This window comes from Streptomyces sp. NBC_00582, assembly GCF_036345155.1.
Taxonomy (GTDB): domain Bacteria; phylum Actinomycetota; class Actinomycetes; order Streptomycetales; family Streptomycetaceae; genus Streptomyces.
In genome coordinates this window covers 8,353,852-8,369,708 of the sequence record NZ_CP107772.1, presented here as the reverse complement: position 1 = coordinate 8,369,708, position 15,857 = coordinate 8,353,852, and the positions used below count along the sequence as shown (strand labels likewise).

Genomic DNA, 15,857 nt, shown 5'->3' with positions numbered 1-15,857 from the left:
GATTGAAGATGAACATGCGTCAAGTTTTCGGCAGGTGGGGGGCGATGGAGATCGAAGGGAGCCGAATCGCGTGTCGATACGTCTATTCGACGACGTCCGTACGACGACGCCGAAGTGACCGAAGTACAGGTGCAGATGTGACGGAGGTGCAAGGCGATGGCGGGTTTCCGGAGTCTGGCGAGACAGGCGCGAGACGCTCGGTGCGATCTGGCACTGCGGCGTTACTCGCTCCGCAAGTGCCTTGAGCGGTTCGCCCCCTACGGGCACAGGGCGACCTGGGACCATCTGTGCTCCCGGGCCGGGTTCGGACCCGAGGACCGCTCCCCCGACCCTGCGCGGCTCGTGGCCGCGTTGGACGAGCTGGAGGAGGCGCGGGCGGTGTGGCTGGCCTACGAGGTCGAGTTCGCCGAGCGCCGCAAGAAGGAGAAGCACGACGGGCTGCGCAGGCCGGGGAGTGTCGACGACTGGCACCGGCTGACCTGGGGCGGCTTCGGCGTGGCGTGGTGCGACGACCCGCGGGTCCACCCCCGTGAACCGCTGGCCGAGGTGCTGCGCCGGCTGATCAGCGCGCTGGAGCGCGAACCGGGCCACTCCTGCCCCGTCTGCGGCGGCGAGCGCCTGCAGTGGAAGTACGACCTGGACCACGAGCCCTCGGCGGGCCCCGTCTGCGTGGACTGCGGCATCCTCGTGCCGCGGCCCGTGCTCACCCCCGAGGCGCTGGCCTACGCCCGGCGCGGACGGCTGCTGGTGTCGGTGTCGGCCTGAGGTCCCCCGAGCGCAAGGGCGCGAGAACACGGGGAACACGGGAGCAAGGGAGCACACCGGGGGTGCGCCGGGGATGCCGCACCCCCCTTGGGGAGACACGTGCGCAGGTCTGTCTGAACGGATCGCGCGGGCCGGCCGACGGGGCCGCGGTGCCGATGTCACCGCGGGCGCCGGCCGAGTCGACGGCGCGGGCCGTCGCGGCCGGGCCACGGAGGTCCACGTCCACCCCCGCGCCCCCTGTGGCCGGGAGAGCCTCTCCCCACGGGTCGTGGCGACGGCCGTGGAGGCGATACGGCGGCGGATGTCGGTCCCGGTCGGGGTGACCACCGGCGCCTGAACCGAGCCGGATCCGGTGGTACGCGTGTCCCGTGTGCGCGACCGGTCGGTGCTGCCCGACTTCGCCTCCGTCAACCGGCACGAGCCGGGCGCGGAGGAGTTCGCCGGGCAGGTGCTCGCCCTGGGGGTCGGGGTGGAGGCGGGCCTGTGGCCCGCGACCGACGGCGCCGCCGGTTCGCCGCGTCCCCGCTCGCGCCGAAGGTGCTGCGCGTGCCGGCGGAGGTGACGGACCCGCACGCGCGGACCGCCGGGGCGCCGGCCCGGGCGCTGCCGGCCGGGGTGGGCTCGGCGCGAGGCCGGCCCGTGCCGCCGCACGGTGAGGAGGGCGGGGCCTGGACGATGCTGCGGCTGGCGGGGCGGCTCCGGCTCGCGACCCGGATCGGCGTGGAGGACACCCTGCTGCCGCCGGACGGGCGGCGGGCTTCGTCCGACGCTCAGTCGGTGGTCGAGGGGCTGTACCAGTACGGATGCGCCCAGCGGTCGTCGTAGGGCAGGGCGAGGAGCTCGGTGCGGAGCGCGAGGTCGGGCTCGCCCGCCGCGCGCAGCCGGGCGGGGGCGTGCTCGGCGAGCCAGACCCGGAGCGCGGCGACGACGGCGGGCTCGTCGCCCGGGGCCCACCAGGAGAAGGGCGACTCGTCGAAGACGAGTCCGTGCTCCCACCGGGCGACACAGCTCACCAGGTGCGCGTCGGCGGCCGGCCCGGGCTGCCACCGGTCGAGGAGCGGGGCGTGGGCGCCGAGGATCATGGCGCAGGTCTCGAACACGTCCGCGGGCGGGTACGGCGGAGCGGCCGTTGTCAGGGTGTCCTGCCACCAGGCGAGCACGAACGCCTCGATCGCCGCCGACTGTCCGGCCGGCCAGTCGCGCCAGGCGACGCGGGCGAGACCCGGGAAACTCCAGCCGATGCCGTCCAGGGTGCCGTCGGCGATGGCGTGGGCGGTCTGGGGAAGCAGGCGGCGCATGGACGCGGCGTGGTCGTCGAAGTGGTCGGAGCCCTCGAAGGCGAACCTGCGCAGGACGTCCGGGGGGACCCGCGTGTACGGGGTGCGCAGGTACGCGGTCTCCTCGGGCAGGTGACAGAGCGCGCAGCCGGTCTCGCGGGGACTCGCGAAACCGTTGAAGACCGTGTCGATGTCCGCGAGCGCGGCGGCAAGGGCGGGTGAGTGCAAGGGAGTTCGTCCCGTCGGGACTCCGCGCGCGACGGTGTCGCCGTCGGCCGAAGAGCGTGACGTTACCAGTCGATATTCGGTTCGCTCCAGCCCTTTCCCGCAAGGACAGTTGGGGGCGATGAAACCGAGCTGAGGTACCGAAGGAGCCCCTCGATGTCGACGCTGCGCGTCACCGCCGAAGTCCTGACCGTGCACGAACACCCCCACGCGGACGCCCTCGAACTGGCCCAGGTCGGCCTGTACCGGGCCGTCGTCGCCAAGGGGGCGTACCGCACCGGTGAGGCCGCCCTCTACATCCCGGAGCAGGCGGTGCTGCCGCTCGGCCTGGTCGAGGAGCTGGGGCTGACCGGCCGGCTGGCGGGCAGCAGGTCGGACCGGGTGAAGGCGGTGCGGCTGCGGGGCGAGCTGTCCCAGGGGATCGTGTGCCGGCCGAAGTCGCTGGCGGACGTCGATCTGGTGCGGGCGGCCGCGGAGGGCACCGACTTCGCGGAGCTGCTCGGCATCGTGAAGTGGGTGCCGCCGATCCCGCCCACCATGAGCGGGGACGTCGAGGCGGCGGCGGATCTGCTGCCGTGGGTCGACATCGAGAACATCCAGCGGCACCCGGACATCTTCGAGCCCGGCGAGCCGGTGGTCCTCACGGAGAAGCTGCACGGCTCGGCGTGCCTGCTGACGTATGTCGCGGGCGACGAGCGGGTGTACGTCTCCTCCAAGGGGTTCGGCGCGAAGTCGCTGGCCCTCGTGGAGGATCCGCGGAACCTGTACTGGCGCGCGATGCGCGGACACGGCGTCGCCGAGGCGGCGGCCCGGATCGCCGAGCGGCTCGGGGCACGGCGGGTCGGTGTCTTCGGGGAGGTGTACGGCGCGGGCGTGCAGGATCTGACGTACGGCGCGGACGGGCGGCGCGAGACGCTCGGGTACGCGGTGTTCGACGTGTCCGTGGACGTCGGGGGTGTCGTGCGATGGCTGGACACGGCGGAGGTGACGGGGCTGCTGGAGGGCGAACTGCCCCTGGTTCCGCGACTGTTCGAGGGGGCGTACGACAGTGAGGCCGTCCTGGGGATCGCGACCGGGCGGGAGACGGTGTCCGGGCGGGAGCTGCATCTGCGCGAGGGCGTGGTGATCCGGCCCGCTGTCGAGCGGTACAGCACGGTGACCGGCGGCCGGGCGATCGCCAAGGCGGTGAGCGGGGCGTACCTGACCCGGAAGGGCGGCACGGAGTACGAGTGAACCTGGGCCGGTGCGGGCCGGGGGTGGGTCGTGCGGCGCCCGCGGCTGAACGGGTTTCTCAGGGGGCGCGGGGAACTGCGCGACAAGCCCCCACGCACCGGCGGACGAACGCATCCGCGCCCCTACTTCCTCCGCTCCCCCAACAATCGTGACCCCGTCAGCCGTTCCCCGAACACGTCGTCCGGGTTGGACAGCACACAGGTGTCCAACGAAAGGCACCCGCAGCCGATGCAGTCGGTGAGGTGGTCCCTCAGACGGTTGAGCTGCTGGATGCGCCGGTCCAGTTCCGCCCGCCACCGCTCGGAGAGCCGCGCCCAGTCCTCCCGGGTCGGCGTGCGTTCCTCGGGCAGCTCGGCCAGCGCCTCGCGGATCGTAGCGAGCGGGATCCCGACGCGCTGGGCCGCGCGGACGAAGGCCACCCGGCGCAGCGTGTCGCGGTGGTAGCGCCGCTGGTTGCCGGCGGTACGGCGGCTGGCGATCAGCCCCTTGGACTCGTAGAAGTGCAGGGCGGAGACGGCGGCGCCGCTGCGCGCGGCGAGCTGGCCGACCGTGAGCTCATGGATCTTCTCGGGAATCTGGGGCACCCCTCGAACCCTACCGGCCCCTTCCGCTACCATGCTAAGCAGTCGCTTAGCATGAGATCGCGCGAGAGGGCCCGAGACGACATGGCAGAGCCGAGGATCTTCACGTCCGCCGAGGAACTGAAGGCGGCGGTGGGCGAGCAGCTGGGGTACACCGACTGGCTGGAGATCGACCAGAAGCGGATCGACCTGTTCGCCGACGCCACCGGGGACCACCAGTGGATCCACGTCGACCCGGAGAAGGCCGCCGCCGGCCCGTTCGGGACCACCATCGCCCACGGATATCTGACACTGTCCCTGCTGCCGCTGTTCGGGCCGCAGCTCATGGGCGTCGAGAACGTGAAGATGGGCGTCAACTACGGCACCAACAAGGTGCGTTTCCCCTCCCCCGTCCCGGTCGGCTCCCGGCTGCGGGCCACCGCGACGATCACCGGCGTCGAGGACGTGACGGGCGGCATCCAGGTCACCGTCGCCTTCAGCGTGGAGCGCGAGGGCGGGGACAAGCCGGTGTGCGTCGCGGAGTCGGTATCCCGCTACTACCTCTAGTTCTAGGGGGTGTTTCGAAAGTCCTGTGCGGTGCCGGGACTTTCGAAACACCCCCTGGCCCACCCGCCCCCGGGCGCGCCACTACTGCGCCGCGCCCACCATCCGCAGCACGAGGTCGGCGTACAGCGCGCCGACCTCGTCCGGTGTGCGGGGGCCGTCGACGTTGAACCAGCGGGCCACGTCGATGCAGAGGGAGAGCACGGCGAGAGTGGTGCCGTGGACGTCGATGACCTGGAACTCCCCCGTCGCGACCCCGTCCTGGATGATGCCGCGCACCTCCGCGTCGACCTGCCGGCGCAGCGCGAGGATCTCGGCGCGGGCGTCGGGTCCGAGGGCGTCCAGTTCGTACTGGACGACCCGGGCGGTGGTGCGCCGCCCGGCGTGCCAGCGGACGAAGGAGCTCACGGCCTCCGCGAGCCGCTGCGTCGCGCTGCCGTCGCCGGCCGCCGCCGTGCGCAGGATGTCCAGCGCCCGGTCGTGACCGATCCGGCTGATGCGGTGCAGCAGCTCTTCCTTGGTCTTGTAGTGGATGTAGAGAGCGGCCGGGCTCATCCCCGCGCGGCCCGCGATGTCACGGGTCGTCGTCGCGTGATAGCCCCGCTCGGCGAACGCCTCCACGGCGGCGACGAGCAGTCGCCGGGCCGCGTCGGGGGTGACCTCGTCCCACGGCTCGATCTCGCCGCCGGCCGTCTCCTGAGCCGTACTCATCCCTCGCTCGCCCCTCTCGGTACAGTCGCCCCACCATACCGCCGAAGGTGAGCGGCCGCTTAGAGTGGCCGCTCAGCCCAGGGAAAACCCTCGGACCTTCTAGATCTTCTCGAAGGGGTCGTGCTCGGCGAGAAGTTTCTCCAGCCGGGCCTGGTCGACGCGGCTGACGATCGTGCCGGCCTCCTGCCGGTCACGGATCACCTTCGCCAGGGTGAAGGAGGAGGTCACCAGGTACAGGACCGCTATGGCCAGGAAGGTGCGCACCCAGGCGTCGGCGTTCATCCGGTAGATCCCGACCGCCGTGGCCGCCATGGCGATGGCGAAGGACGCGACGGCCTGCCCGTAGAACGCGGCCGTGTTCTGCTGTTTGACCGGTGTGTCACTCATGGGCGACAGAATCCCGCCGATGTGGCGCGGGCCACATCCGTACAGCTACTCAGTCGGTACTCAGAACGCCGACACACCCGTCAGCGCCCGCCCGATGACCAGCTTCTGGATCTGGCTGGTGCCCTCGTAGAGGGTCATCACCCGGGCGTCGCGCAGCAGCTTGCCCGCCGGGTACTCGTCGATGTAGCCGTACCCGCCGAAGACCTGGAGGGCGTTGTTGGCGGCGCGGACCGCGGCCTCGGAGGCGAAGAGCTTGGCCTTGGAGGACTCGACGGCGAACGGCAGCCCGCGGTCGACCAGATCGGCGACCCGCCAGGTCAGCAGCCGGGCCGCGTCGACGTCCACGGCGATGTCGCTGATCAGCTCCTGGACGAGCTGATGGTGGGCGATGCTTTTGCCGAACTGCTCCCGCTCGCCCGCGTACCGCACCGCCGCGTCCAGGGCGGCCTGGGCTATGCCGACGCAGCCCGCCGCGACCGACATCCGGCCCTTGGCGAGCGCCGACATGGCGACCGAGAAACCCTTGCCCTCCGTACCGAGCAGGGCGGAGGCGGGCACCCGGACGTCCTCGAGGACCAGTTCGGCGGTGGCCTGGCCGCGCAGGCCGAGCTTGCCGTGGACGGTACGGCGGGTGAGGCCCGGGGTCTCGGTGGGGACCAGGAAGGCGGAGACGCCCTTGTGGCCGGGGGCGTCCGTGGAGCGGGCGAACAGCAGGACGACATCGGCCCAGGTGCCGTTGGTGATGAACATCTTGCTGCCGTTGATCACATACGAGTCGCCTTCCCGCACGGCCCGGGTGGCGAGGTTGCCGGCGTCCGAGCCGGTGCCGGGTTCGGTGAGGCCGAAGCAGCCGAGGAGCGCCCCGGAGGTGAGACCGGGCAGCCAGCGCCGCTTCTGCTCCTCGCTCCCCCGGGCCGCGATCGTCTTCGCGACCAGCCCCAACGACACGGAGACGATCCCGCGCACCGACGAGTCGCCTCGCCCCAGCTCCTCCGTGACCAGGCAGTACGCGAGATGGTCGCCGCCCGAGCCGCCGTACTCCTCGTCGATCGTCAGCCCCAGGAAGCCGACCTCGCCGAGCTTCTTCACGATGGCCCGGTCCACCTCCTCGGCGCGGTCCCAGGCGACGACGTTCGGGGCGATCTCCCGCTCGACGAAGTCCCGGGCGAGCCGCCGGACGGCCTCCTGCTCGTCGCTGAGCCCCAGGTTCACCACGAGATCACCCCACTTGAAAACCGGACATTTAAATTAGCACTGCTAGTTTCTGTTGGCAGCCCTACTATGTGCGCCATGGCCCGACCGCGCAAGCCCCTCCTCAGCACCGACCGGATCGTCGACACCGCCCGGGCACTGGTGGACGCGGAGGGCCTGGCGGCCGTCTCCACGCGTCGGCTCGCCGCCGAACTCGGGGTCAGCGGGCCGTCCCTCTACAACCACTTCCGCACCAAGGACGAGATCCTGGAGGCCGTCGCCGACTCGGTGAGCGCCCAGATCGACCTGTCGATGTTCGAGGACGGCCGGGACTGGCGGACCGCGCTGCACGACTGGGCGGTCTCCTACCGCTCCGCCCTGCGCGACCACCCGAACATCGTCCCGGTCCTCGCCCAGGGCCCCGGCCGCCGCCCCGCCGGCCTCAGGGTCGCCGACGCGGTCTACGGCGCGATGGTCACGGCCGGCTGGCCCCCCGCCCAGGCCACCTCGATCGGCGCGCTGATGCGCTACTTCATCATGGGCTCGGCCCTGGGCTCGTTCGCGGGCGGTTTCGTGGACGACGCCGAGGCCTACGACCCCACGGACTACCCGCACCTGGGCCAGGCCCATCTCCTGGCCGACCAGCAGGAGAAGATCGACGAACGGGCCTTCGAGACGGGCTTGACGGCGTTGCTGGACGGCCTGGCGACCCAACACCGTCAACTGTCCTGACCGAGGGCCGACCGGTCGGGCGTGGAGCGGACCGCTTCGCGCTGACGCACGCGTCCGAAATCCGCGAGCCCCCTCGCCCTTCGTTTTCTAGGCTCGGGAGCATGATGAACACCGCTCGTCGTCCGGAGCTGCTCGCCGCCGGCGCGGCCGGCTTCACCGTTCTGGCCTGGGCCTCCGCCTTCGTCTCGATCCGCAGTGCCGGGGGCGCGTACTCCCCGGGCGCGCTGGCGCTGGGCCGGCTGCTGGCCGGTGCGCTGGTGCTGGGGGTCCTGTGTGTCGTACGGCGTGAGGGGTGGCCGCCGAGGGAGGCCTGGCGCGGGATCGCGGTCTCGGGCGTGCTCTGGTTCGGCGTGTACATGGTGGTCCTGAACTGGGGCGAGCAGCAGGTGGACGCGGGCACGGCCGCCCTGGTGGTGAACATCGGCCCGTTGCTGATCGCCCTGCTGAGCGCACGGTTTCTCGGTGACGCCCTGCCGCCGAGGCTGCTGGCCGGGATGGCGGTGTCCTTCGCGGGGGCGGTGACCGTGGGGCTGTCGATGTCGGGCGGGGGCGGGTCCTCGCTGCTCGGTGTGGCGCTGTGCCTGGCGGCGGCCGTCGCGTACGCGGGCGGGGTGGTGGCGCAGAAGCCGGCGCTCGGGCACGCGAGCGCGCTGCGGGTGACGGCGTTCGGGTGCGCGGTGGGGGCGGTGGTGTGCCTGCCGTTCGCCGGGCAACTGGTCCGGGAGGCCGCCGACGCCCCGCTGTCCGCGACCCTCAACATGGTCTACCTGGGGGTCGTCCCCACCGCGCTCGCCTTCACGACCTGGGCGTACGCGCTGGCCCGGACGACAGCCGGGCGCATGGGGGCGACGACGTACGCGGTGCCCGCACTGGTGGTGCTGATGTCGTGGCTGGCGCTGGGTGAGGTGCCGGGTCTGCTGACACTGGCCGGCGGGGCGCTGTGCCTGGCGGGGGTGGCGGTGTCCCGGTCGAAGGCGCGGCGGGCCGGGGCGGTGGAGCCGCGGCCCGAGCAGGAGGACGTGTCGGCGTGACCGGGCCCGGCCGGCGAGGACCTTTGCCGCGGCACCAGGGGGTGTTTCGAAAGTCCCGCACAGCACCCGCGGCGCCCGGCACGTACTCGCGCCGTACCGGCCGAAACCCCGAAACACCCCCTAGAAGACCACCAGGGCCCGGCCGCCCTTGCCCGCGAGCATGTTCTCGAAGGCGGCCGGGATGCCGTCGAGGGCGATGCGTTCGGTGACCAGCGCGGAGAGGTCGAGGCGGCCCGCGCGGACGTGCTCGGCGAGCACCGGCAGGTCCCGCGCCGGGTCGGTGTTGCCGTAGACGCAGCCGGACAGGGTCCTGCCCCAGTGGAAGAGTTCCAGGGCGTTGAAGGTGACCTGCTGGTCCTTGCCGCCGATGCCGACGACCGTGGTGCGGCCGCCGCGCCGGGTGGACTCCCAGGCGGTGCGGATGGTGACGGCGCGGCCCACGCACTCCACGGCCACGTCGACGCCCTGTCCGCCGGTGAGGCCGCGGATCTCCCGGGCCGTCTGCGCGGAGGCGACCACGTACTCCGTGGCGCCGGCCGCCCGCGCCAGTTCCTCCTTCTCCGGGGAGACGTCCACGGCGACGATCGTGGAGGCGCCGGCGATCCGGGCGGCCTGGAGGGTGGCCAGGCCCACCCCGCCCACGCCGAACACGGCGACGGTCTCGCCGGCGCGGACGCGCGCGGAGTGGTGGACGGCGCCGTATCCGGTGAGGACCGCACAGCCGAGCAGGGCCGCGTCGGCGAGCGGGACGCCGTCGGGCAGCGGCAGGACGCAGGAGGCCCCGACGACGGTCTCCTCGGCGAAGGCGGCGACGTTCAGGCCGGGATGGAGGTCGGTGCCGTCGGCGGTGCGGGCGTACACGTCCGCCGAGCCGTTCAGCGCGTTGGCGCACAGCCAGACCTCGCCGAGTCCGCAGGCGTGGCAGTTCCCGCAGGACGGGGCCCAGTTGAGGACGACCCGGTCGCCGGGCGCCACCCGGGTGACCCCCTCGCCCACGGAGACGACGGTGCCCGCGCCCTCGTGTCCGAGGACCGCCGGGACCGGCACCCGCATGGTGCCGTCGGACAGGGACAGATCGGAGTGACAGACCCCGGCGGCGGCGAGCCGCACCCGGACCTGGCCGGGGCCGGGGTCCGGGAGCTCGATGTCGGTGATCTCCAGCGGAGCACCCACGGCGGGGAGTACGGCGGCGCGAACCATGGCGGCAACCTCCTCAGAACTGCAGGGACTTGGTCTGGAGGTACTCGGCGAGACCGTGCGCGCCGAGCTCGCGGCCGACGCCCGACTGCTTGTAACCGCCGAACGGGGCGCGGGGGTTGAAGCGGCCGCCGTTGATGTCGACCTGTCCGGTGTCCATGCGCCGGGCGAAGGCGACCGCCTCGGCCTCCTCCCCGGCCCAGACCGCGCCGGCCAGGCCGTAGACCGTGCCGTTGGCGATCCGCAGGGCGTCCTCCTCGTCCTCGTAGCGCAGGATCGACAGGACGGGGCCGAAGATCTCCTCCTGGGCGACCGTCATCTCGGGCGTGACGTCGGCGAGGACGGTCGGCGCGACGAAGTAGCCGCGTTCGCGCGGGGATTCGGGTCCGCCGGCGACCAGCCGGGCGCCCTCGGCGACGCCCTTCTCGATGTAACCCCGCACGCGGGCCCTCTGGGCGGCGTTCACCACGGGGCCGATGCGGTCGCCGTACTTGGCGGCGGCGGCCGCGGCCAGCTCGACGGCCTCGTCGTACCGGTCGCGGTGGACCAGCATGCGGGTCCAGGCGCTGCACGTCTGGCCGGAGTTGGACATCACGTTGGCGACGCCGACGTTGACCGCCTTGGCGAGGTCGGCGCTCGGCAGGATGACGTTGGCGGACTTGCCGCCGAGTTCGAGGGCGACCTTCTTGATCGCGGCGCCCGCCGTGGCGGCGATCCGCCTGCCGACGGCCGTGGAGCCGGTGAAGGAGACCAGGTCGACGCCGGGGTGCTCGGCGAGGGCCTGGCCCGCGACCGGGCCGAGGCCGGTGACGAGGTTGAACACACCGGCCGGGACGCCGGCCTCGTGGACGGCCTCGGCGAAGAGCTGGGCGATGAGCGGGGTGTCCTCGGCGGGCTTGAGGACCACGGTGCAGCCGGCGGCCAGGGCCGGGGCGACCTTGGCGACGATCTGGTGCAGCGGGTAGTTCCAGGGCGTGATGGCGCCGACCACGCCGATCGGCTCGTGCAGGACGGTCGAGTTGCCGACCTTCTCCTCGAAGGAGTGGGTGGCGGCGAGCTCGGCGTAGGAGCCGGCGACCGCGATCGGCAGGCCGGCGTGGACCGCGTGGGAGAAGGCGAGCGGGGAGCCGAGCTCGGCGGTGACGGTCTCGGCGATCTCGGCCTTGCGGCGCGCCAGGACGTCCCGCAGGGCGGTCAGCCGGGCGGCGCGCTCGGCGGGCGGGGTGGCCGACCAGGCCGGGAGCGCGGCGCGCGCGGCCCGTACGGCGGCGTCGACGTCCTCGGCGTCACCGGCCGGGACCCGGGCGATCACCTGCTCGTCGGCCGGGTCGACGACCTCGATCACGTCCCGGCCCGCGGCGGGGCGCCAGGCGCCGTCGAGATAGATGCCGTCGTGTGCCTTCATCGCGTTCCTTCCGGCGGTGTGGTCGTCGGCGCACCAAACTAGCGTCGTTAGTTTTCCGGCACCAGGGGCCTTGGGGGCGACTGCGCCACGGCGGGTGGGTGGGCCCGGTCACTCCTCCAGGTCGGGCAGCCGCGCGGGGGCCGGGCAGATGCGCTCGCCGTGCTGGTCGAAGACGAAGAGATGGGCGGTGTCGACGAGGAGGGGGACCTGCATGCCGTACCGGAGGTCGAAGTCGGGGGTGGTGCGGACCACCAGGTCGCCGGGGACCCGTACCTGCGGGGTACCGGGCGGCCGGTCCTGTTCCGCCCGCTCGTCCAGGACGACGACCGGTCCGGCCCGCAGGCTGCCCGCGCGTTCCCGCAGCCGCCCGAACACACCGCCCTCGCGGGTCCGGCGCCGGGAGGGGCGGGCGAGGGGCCGGGGTGCCTCCAGTTCGGGGACGACGGCGGGGCTGGAGCCGGTGTTGAAGTGGACGAGGACCTCGTGGCCCTGGAACTCCACATGCTCGACGAGCCCGGTGATGTGGGTCTCCTCGGGGCGGGCCTCGGCGGGCGTGGCGATGCGCACGGCCTCCGAGCGCAGGCCGACGATCACCTCGCGGCCCTGCTGCACCCGCAGCAGCCGGTGGTCCAGACAGAGCGGCTCGGGCAGCCGCAGGGCCTGTTTGCCGAGGCCGACCGTCATCGCGCCGTCGAGCGGGGCGCGCACGAGGCCGCGCAGGAGGTTGATGCGCGGGGTGCCGATGAAGGCGGCGACGAAGACGTTGCGGGGCAGGGCGTAGACCGCGCGCGGGGTGTCGACCTGCTGGAGGACGCCGCCGCGCAGGACGGCGACCCGGTCGCCGAGCGACATGGCCTCGGCCTGGTCGTGGGTGACGTAGACCGTGGTGACGCCGAGGTCCCGGGTCAGCTTGGACATCTCGGCGCGCAGCCGGTTGCGGAGTTTGGCGTCCAGGTTGGACAGCGGTTCGTCCATCAGGAACGCGGAGGGGTGGCGGGCGATGGCCCGGCCCATGGCGACCCGCTGGCGTTCGCCGCCGGAGAGCTGCGCGGGGAAGCGGTCGAGGAGTTCCTCGATGCCGAGCATCCGGGCGGTGGCCTCGATGCGCGGGCCGGGGTCGGCGCCGGGGGTCTCGATGCGCAGCGGGAAGCCGATGTTGTCGCGGCCGGTCATGTTCGGGTAGAGGGCGAAGTTCTGGAAGACCATCGCGATGTTCCGCTCGGAGGGCGCGAGGTCGTTGGCGTACGCGCCGTCGAGGAGCAATGCGCCCTCGGTGATGTGTTCCAGGCCGGCGATCATTCTGAGCACGGTGGACTTGCCGCAGCCCGAGGGCCCGAGGAGGACCAGGAACTCGCCGGGCTCGATGTCCAGCGACAGCCGGTCCACGGCCCGGACCCCTCCGGTGTGGACCTTGCTGACGTCGTGCAGGGATATGGCGCGTGTCATGGAAGTGTCCCGGGGGCTCACTGGTGTGGTGAGTCACGGAAGCTAACGGACTGTGCACGCCCGGGGGAAGAGACACGCGCGGATCGGGCGTCCCGGTCCGACCGGTGAGAAACCGGACGGTCTGGTTCAGGTCAGGGGGTGCGGGTCTTCGGGTCGAGTACGCGGGTGAGGTGGGCGAAGACGACGAGGTTGCCGTCGTAGCCGGTCCGGCGGTGGAAGACGCCGCCGCAGGTGATCAGCCGCAGCTCGGGGCGGCCGCGGTCGCCGTACACCTCCGTGTTCGGGAAGTGCGCCTTCTCGTATCTGCGCAGGACGTCGACGGCGTAGACCGCGGTACGGCCGTCCGCGCGGCGCACCTCGATCAGCTTGCCGCGCTTCAGCTCGGACAGGCCCGCGAAGACGGCCGGGCCGTTGTCGGTGTCGAGGTGCCCCACGGCCACGGCGGTCCCCCGCTCCCCCGGCCCCGGGCCGTCCGCGTACCAGCCGACGCGATGCGCGTCACCGTCGGCGGGCGCGGGAAGCCGGCGCCGGTCGTCGAGCCGGAGGTCGATGACGGGGGCGTCCACGCTGAGGTAGGGGATGAGGAGCCGGAGGGCCCGGGCGCGCGGGTCGGCCGGTGGGACGGCAGCCGTCGGGCCGGGCCCGGACCGGGGGGTGGCGGGGGTGGCGCCGGGACCGGCCGGTGTCGACCCGGGGCCGGCGGAGGTGGACCACGGGGCGGCGGGAGGGGACCCGGGTCCGGCGGGGGGCGGCTGGGCGGGGCGGCCCGGCTGCCCCGCCGCGGACTGTTGAGGGGGCCCTCCGGGGGCACGGCCCGGGAGGGTCCGGGAGGTGCCGGGCGACGGGGTGCTGCGGGGGCGGGAGTCGCCGTCCTGGGGGCGGGGCGGGGCGAGCGGGTCCCGGCCGTCGGCTGCCTCACCGGGCCGCGCCCCGGCCCGGGCGGAGCCCCCCGGGCCGGCCGCCGCCGGGCCCGGGGGTTCCTCGTCCTGGGTCCAGTGCACGCACCCCGTGACCAGCACGGCGGTCAGCGCGACCGTCCGGGTCAGCCGGTAGGCGCGTGTGTGGTACCAGGGCCTGCGCCTGCGCCTGTGTCTACGCGGCGCCATGCGGCCGGCGACGGAGCCGGAACCAGAGCACCCCGCCGACCGCGGCCACCCCTACGGCGGCGGCCCCGGCGACCGGGCCGAACGCGGCGTCACGGGCGAGCCCGCCGCCGCCGGCGGGCGGACCGCCGTGGGGGCCGCCGTGGTAGCCGTGCGGGCCGCCGGGGTAGCCGGTGACCGTCTCGCTGGGGCTGGCGCTGGGGCTGGGGCTGGGACTGGTGCTCGGGCTGCCGCTCGGGCTCGGCGAACCGGACGCGCAGTCGACCCAGAAGACCTTCTGCTTGTCCGTGCCGCCGTCGCCGTCGGGCGTCGAGAAGGTGAGCTTGTAGTGGCCGTCGGCGAGCGAGATGTCCTCACTCCGCCCGGTGCCCGCCGTCCCGATGGTGATCTGGCCGCCGGTCCCCGGAAGGTCGGCGGTCGGCGGTTGGCCCTCGATGGTCCAGGTGGCGACGTCGGTCGGGTCGAAGTTGAAGGCCTCGATGTAGAACAGGCAGACGTGCGGGTCGTTCTCCGGTCCGCTTTGCGGGGTGCCGACGGCGTGGATCTTGACGTCTCCGGCGGTGGCGGCGAAGGCGTGCGCCCCGGTCAGGGCGCTCCCCGCGACGGTGAGGGCCGCGAGGGCGGCGATACGGGCGCCGGCGCGGCGGGGGCGGGGCGTGACGTGCATGCAGGCTCCTCCGAGTCAGATGATTTTCATACAAATCACTCTTCACCTGACTCTTTGTCACATCCGCCCACCCGACGGCGGGAGCCTCGCCCTGCGACCCGTCAACTGTCCCTCGTCCGGCCCACCGCGGACCCGGATCGCCGGGGTTCGGCGACCGCTTCCGGTGCCCCCGCCGGCCTCGCCGGTGACCGCACCGCCACCGCCGCCGACAGCAGCAGCAACGCACCCAGCATCACGAAGGGCGCGGCCACCCCCGCCACCCCGGCGACCAGGCCCGCCGTGGCGGGCGCGGCGACCTGGCCGAGGCGGTTGCCGGTGAGCCGCAGCGCGAGAGCGGTGGAGCGGGCGCCGTCGGGCGCGGCCTGGACGACCGTCGTCATGGACAGCGGCTGCCCGACCCCGAGGCAGAAGCCCAGCACCGCGAGCATCGCACCGAGCGCCCAGACCGGCACCGGCAGTGCGATCCCCGCGCACAGCAGCGCCGCCAGCAGACACGTCACGGCGAGCAGCAGCGTCCGGCCGAGCAGCCTGAGCAGCGGGGTGAGGACGAGCCGACAGGCGATGGTGGCCGCGGCGCGGACGCTGAGCAGGACGCCGATCACCGAGGGCGCGATGCCCCGCTGCTCGCCGACCACCGGGAGGTAGGCGGTGAGGATGTCGGTCGCGGACAGCACGGCGAGGCTGACGAGGATGCCGGCCGGGACGCCCCGGGCACGCAGGATGCGGCCGACGGGGACGCGGTCGCCGTGCGCCGTACGGGACTTGGCCGCCGTGTCGCGGTGTTCTATGCGCCACAGGGAGGTGAACGCGACCGCGCAGCCCGCGCCCGCGACCAGCAGGGCGAGCGCGCTGGTGTGCGCCATGTCGTCGCGGGCGATCAGCGCGCCCGCCGCGATCGGGCCGATCAACTGGCCGAGGGAGGCGCCGATCGTGAAGTGGCCGAAGTTGCGGTCCTGTTCGTGCGGGGCGGACTGGCGGGCGACGAGCGACTGGGAGCCGATGACGAAGCACAGGTGGCCGAGGCCCATCACCCCGCTCCACAGCGCCATCGCCCACAGGGACCCGGCGAGGCCGCTGAGGGCGCAGCCGCCGGAGATGAGGACCACGCCCACCGGCAGCAGCGGGGCGCAGCGGCCGTGGTCCGTGCGGCGGCCGAGCGGTACGGCGGCGAAGAGCGGCAACAGCGCGTAGACGCCCGCGATGACGCCGACGGCCCGTTCGTCGGCGCCCAGCGCGAGGGCCCGGTAGGAGACGGCGGGCCGGGCCATCGACACCGCCCCCTGCGCGAAGGCGAAGGCGATGACGAGTCGGAGCAGCCAGCCGAGGTTCCTGCCGGGCCTCACGTATTCCTCCGGAGTGGGTG

The 15,857-nt window shown here is 73.3% G+C and carries 16 protein-coding genes and 1 pseudogene; 6 read left to right on the top strand and 11 right to left on the bottom strand.

Annotation, left to right across the window (positions count from 1 at the left end):
- Nucleotides 1-156: 156 nt before the first annotated feature.
- Both OG852_RS37860 and OG852_RS37855 read left to right on the top strand, forming a co-directional pair.
- Nucleotides 157-765: a hypothetical protein gene (locus OG852_RS37860; RefSeq protein ID WP_133913542.1), complete on the top strand. Its 609-nt coding sequence runs from the start codon at nt 157-159 to the stop codon at nt 763-765.
- Between the two features lie 155 nt (nt 766-920).
- Nucleotides 921-1,590, top strand: a pseudogene (locus OG852_RS37855) (3-keto-5-aminohexanoate cleavage protein).
- On the opposite strand, the gene OG852_RS37850 reads toward OG852_RS37855, so the two are convergent.
- The gene (locus tag OG852_RS37850; RefSeq protein ID WP_133913543.1) at nt 1,536-2,270 is read right to left on the bottom strand and encodes a hypothetical protein; all 735 of its coding nucleotides are present in this window, start codon (nt 2,268-2,270) and stop codon (nt 1,536-1,538) included. The pseudogene OG852_RS37855 and the gene OG852_RS37850 overlap by 55 nt on opposite strands.
- Before the next feature lie 153 nt (nt 2,271-2,423).
- Here OG852_RS37850 and OG852_RS37845 point away from each other — a divergent pair, with 153 nt between their 5' ends.
- Nucleotides 2,424-3,500: an RNA ligase (ATP) gene (locus OG852_RS37845; RefSeq protein WP_330350267.1), complete on the top strand. Its 1,077-nt coding sequence runs from the start codon at nt 2,424-2,426 to the stop codon at nt 3,498-3,500.
- A gap of 122 nt (nt 3,501-3,622) precedes the next feature.
- Here OG852_RS37845 and soxR read toward each other — a convergent pair whose 3' ends face one another.
- Entirely contained in the window at nt 3,623-4,084 is a 462-nt protein-coding gene (gene soxR / locus OG852_RS37840) for a redox-sensitive transcriptional activator SoxR (protein ID WP_133913545.1), read from the bottom strand.
- An 81-nt stretch (nt 4,085-4,165) separates the two neighbouring features.
- On the opposite strand from soxR, the gene OG852_RS37835 reads away from it, so the two are divergent.
- A complete protein-coding gene (locus OG852_RS37835) occupies nt 4,166-4,627 on the top strand; it encodes a MaoC family dehydratase (RefSeq protein WP_133913546.1) in 462 nt (153 codons plus the stop codon).
- Nucleotides 4,628-4,708: 81 nt separating this feature from the next.
- Here the strand turns inward: OG852_RS37835 and OG852_RS37830 are convergent, their stop codons facing one another.
- The 3 genes from OG852_RS37830 to OG852_RS37820 form a co-directional block, all read right to left on the bottom strand.
- Complete coding sequence (locus OG852_RS37830; RefSeq protein WP_133913547.1) at nt 4,709-5,335, bottom strand: TetR/AcrR family transcriptional regulator; 627 nt, start codon at nt 5,333-5,335, stop codon at nt 4,709-4,711.
- 99 nt (nt 5,336-5,434) lie between these two features.
- On the bottom strand, nt 5,435-5,722 hold the full coding sequence (locus OG852_RS37825) for a YiaA/YiaB family inner membrane protein (protein ID WP_330350266.1): 288 nt from the start codon (nt 5,720-5,722) through the stop codon (nt 5,435-5,437).
- Between the two features lie 60 nt (nt 5,723-5,782).
- On the bottom strand, nt 5,783-6,934 hold the full coding sequence (locus OG852_RS37820) for an acyl-CoA dehydrogenase family protein (protein WP_330351568.1): 1,152 nt from the start codon (nt 6,932-6,934) through the stop codon (nt 5,783-5,785).
- A 78-nt stretch (nt 6,935-7,012) separates the two neighbouring features.
- On the opposite strand from OG852_RS37820, the gene OG852_RS37815 reads away from it, so the two are divergent.
- Both OG852_RS37815 and OG852_RS37810 read left to right on the top strand, forming a co-directional pair.
- On the top strand, nt 7,013-7,645 hold the full coding sequence (locus tag OG852_RS37815; protein WP_133913549.1) for a TetR/AcrR family transcriptional regulator: 633 nt from the start codon (nt 7,013-7,015) through the stop codon (nt 7,643-7,645).
- A 104-nt stretch (nt 7,646-7,749) separates the two neighbouring features.
- Entirely contained in the window at nt 7,750-8,676 is a 927-nt protein-coding gene (locus tag OG852_RS37810; RefSeq protein WP_330351567.1) for a DMT family transporter, read from the top strand.
- 120 nt (nt 8,677-8,796) lie between these two features.
- Here the strand turns inward: OG852_RS37810 and OG852_RS37805 are convergent, their stop codons facing one another.
- The 6 genes from OG852_RS37805 to OG852_RS37780 form a co-directional block, all read right to left on the bottom strand.
- Nucleotides 8,797-9,876: a Zn-dependent alcohol dehydrogenase gene (locus tag OG852_RS37805; protein ID WP_330350265.1), complete on the bottom strand. Its 1,080-nt coding sequence runs from the start codon at nt 9,874-9,876 to the stop codon at nt 8,797-8,799.
- 13 nt (nt 9,877-9,889) lie between these two features.
- Complete coding sequence (locus tag OG852_RS37800) at nt 9,890-11,278, bottom strand: aldehyde dehydrogenase family protein (protein WP_133913551.1); 1,389 nt, start codon at nt 11,276-11,278, stop codon at nt 9,890-9,892.
- Between the two features lie 108 nt (nt 11,279-11,386).
- Nucleotides 11,387-12,724, bottom strand: a complete 1,338-nt coding sequence (locus tag OG852_RS37795; protein ID WP_330350264.1) for an ABC transporter ATP-binding protein — start codon at nt 12,722-12,724, stop codon at nt 11,387-11,389.
- 131 nt (nt 12,725-12,855) lie between these two features.
- Nucleotides 12,856-13,830, bottom strand: coding sequence for a class F sortase (locus OG852_RS37790; protein ID WP_330350263.1), 975 nt, complete (start codon nt 13,828-13,830; stop codon nt 12,856-12,858).
- Entirely contained in the window at nt 13,817-14,494 is a 678-nt protein-coding gene (locus tag OG852_RS37785) for a hypothetical protein (protein WP_133913554.1), read from the bottom strand. The genes OG852_RS37790 and OG852_RS37785 overlap by 14 nt, the downstream gene beginning before the upstream one ends.
- Before the next feature lie 101 nt (nt 14,495-14,595).
- Nucleotides 14,596-15,837, bottom strand: coding sequence for an MFS transporter (locus OG852_RS37780; protein WP_330350262.1), 1,242 nt, complete (start codon nt 15,835-15,837; stop codon nt 14,596-14,598).
- Nucleotides 15,838-15,857 lie beyond the last annotated feature (20 nt).

Coding starts and splice junctions, on each gene's coding strand:
- OG852_RS37860 (WP_133913542.1), top strand. CDS start 157: ATGGCGGGTTTCCGGAGTCTGGCGAGACAGGCGCGAGACGCTCGGTGC.
- OG852_RS37845 (WP_330350267.1), top strand. CDS start 2,424: ATGTCGACGCTGCGCGTCACCGCCGAAGTCCTGACCGTGCACGAACAC.
- OG852_RS37835 (WP_133913546.1), top strand. CDS start 4,166: ATGGCAGAGCCGAGGATCTTCACGTCCGCCGAGGAACTGAAGGCGGCG.
- OG852_RS37830 (WP_133913547.1), bottom strand. CDS start 5,335: ATGAGTACGGCTCAGGAGACGGCCGGCGGCGAGATCGAGCCGTGGGAC.
- OG852_RS37825 (WP_330350266.1), bottom strand. CDS start 5,722: ATGAGTGACACACCGGTCAAACAGCAGAACACGGCCGCGTTCTACGGG.
- OG852_RS37815 (WP_133913549.1), top strand. CDS start 7,013: ATGGCCCGACCGCGCAAGCCCCTCCTCAGCACCGACCGGATCGTCGAC.
- OG852_RS37810 (WP_330351567.1), top strand. CDS start 7,750: ATGAACACCGCTCGTCGTCCGGAGCTGCTCGCCGCCGGCGCGGCCGGC.
- OG852_RS37805 (WP_330350265.1), bottom strand. CDS start 9,876: ATGGTTCGCGCCGCCGTACTCCCCGCCGTGGGTGCTCCGCTGGAGATC.
- OG852_RS37800 (WP_133913551.1), bottom strand. CDS start 11,278: ATGAAGGCACACGACGGCATCTATCTCGACGGCGCCTGGCGCCCCGCC.
- OG852_RS37795 (WP_330350264.1), bottom strand. CDS start 12,724: ATGACACGCGCCATATCCCTGCACGACGTCAGCAAGGTCCACACCGGA.
- OG852_RS37790 (WP_330350263.1), bottom strand. CDS start 13,830: ATGGCGCCGCGTAGACACAGGCGCAGGCGCAGGCCCTGGTACCACACA.
- OG852_RS37785 (WP_133913554.1), bottom strand. CDS start 14,494: ATGCACGTCACGCCCCGCCCCCGCCGCGCCGGCGCCCGTATCGCCGCC.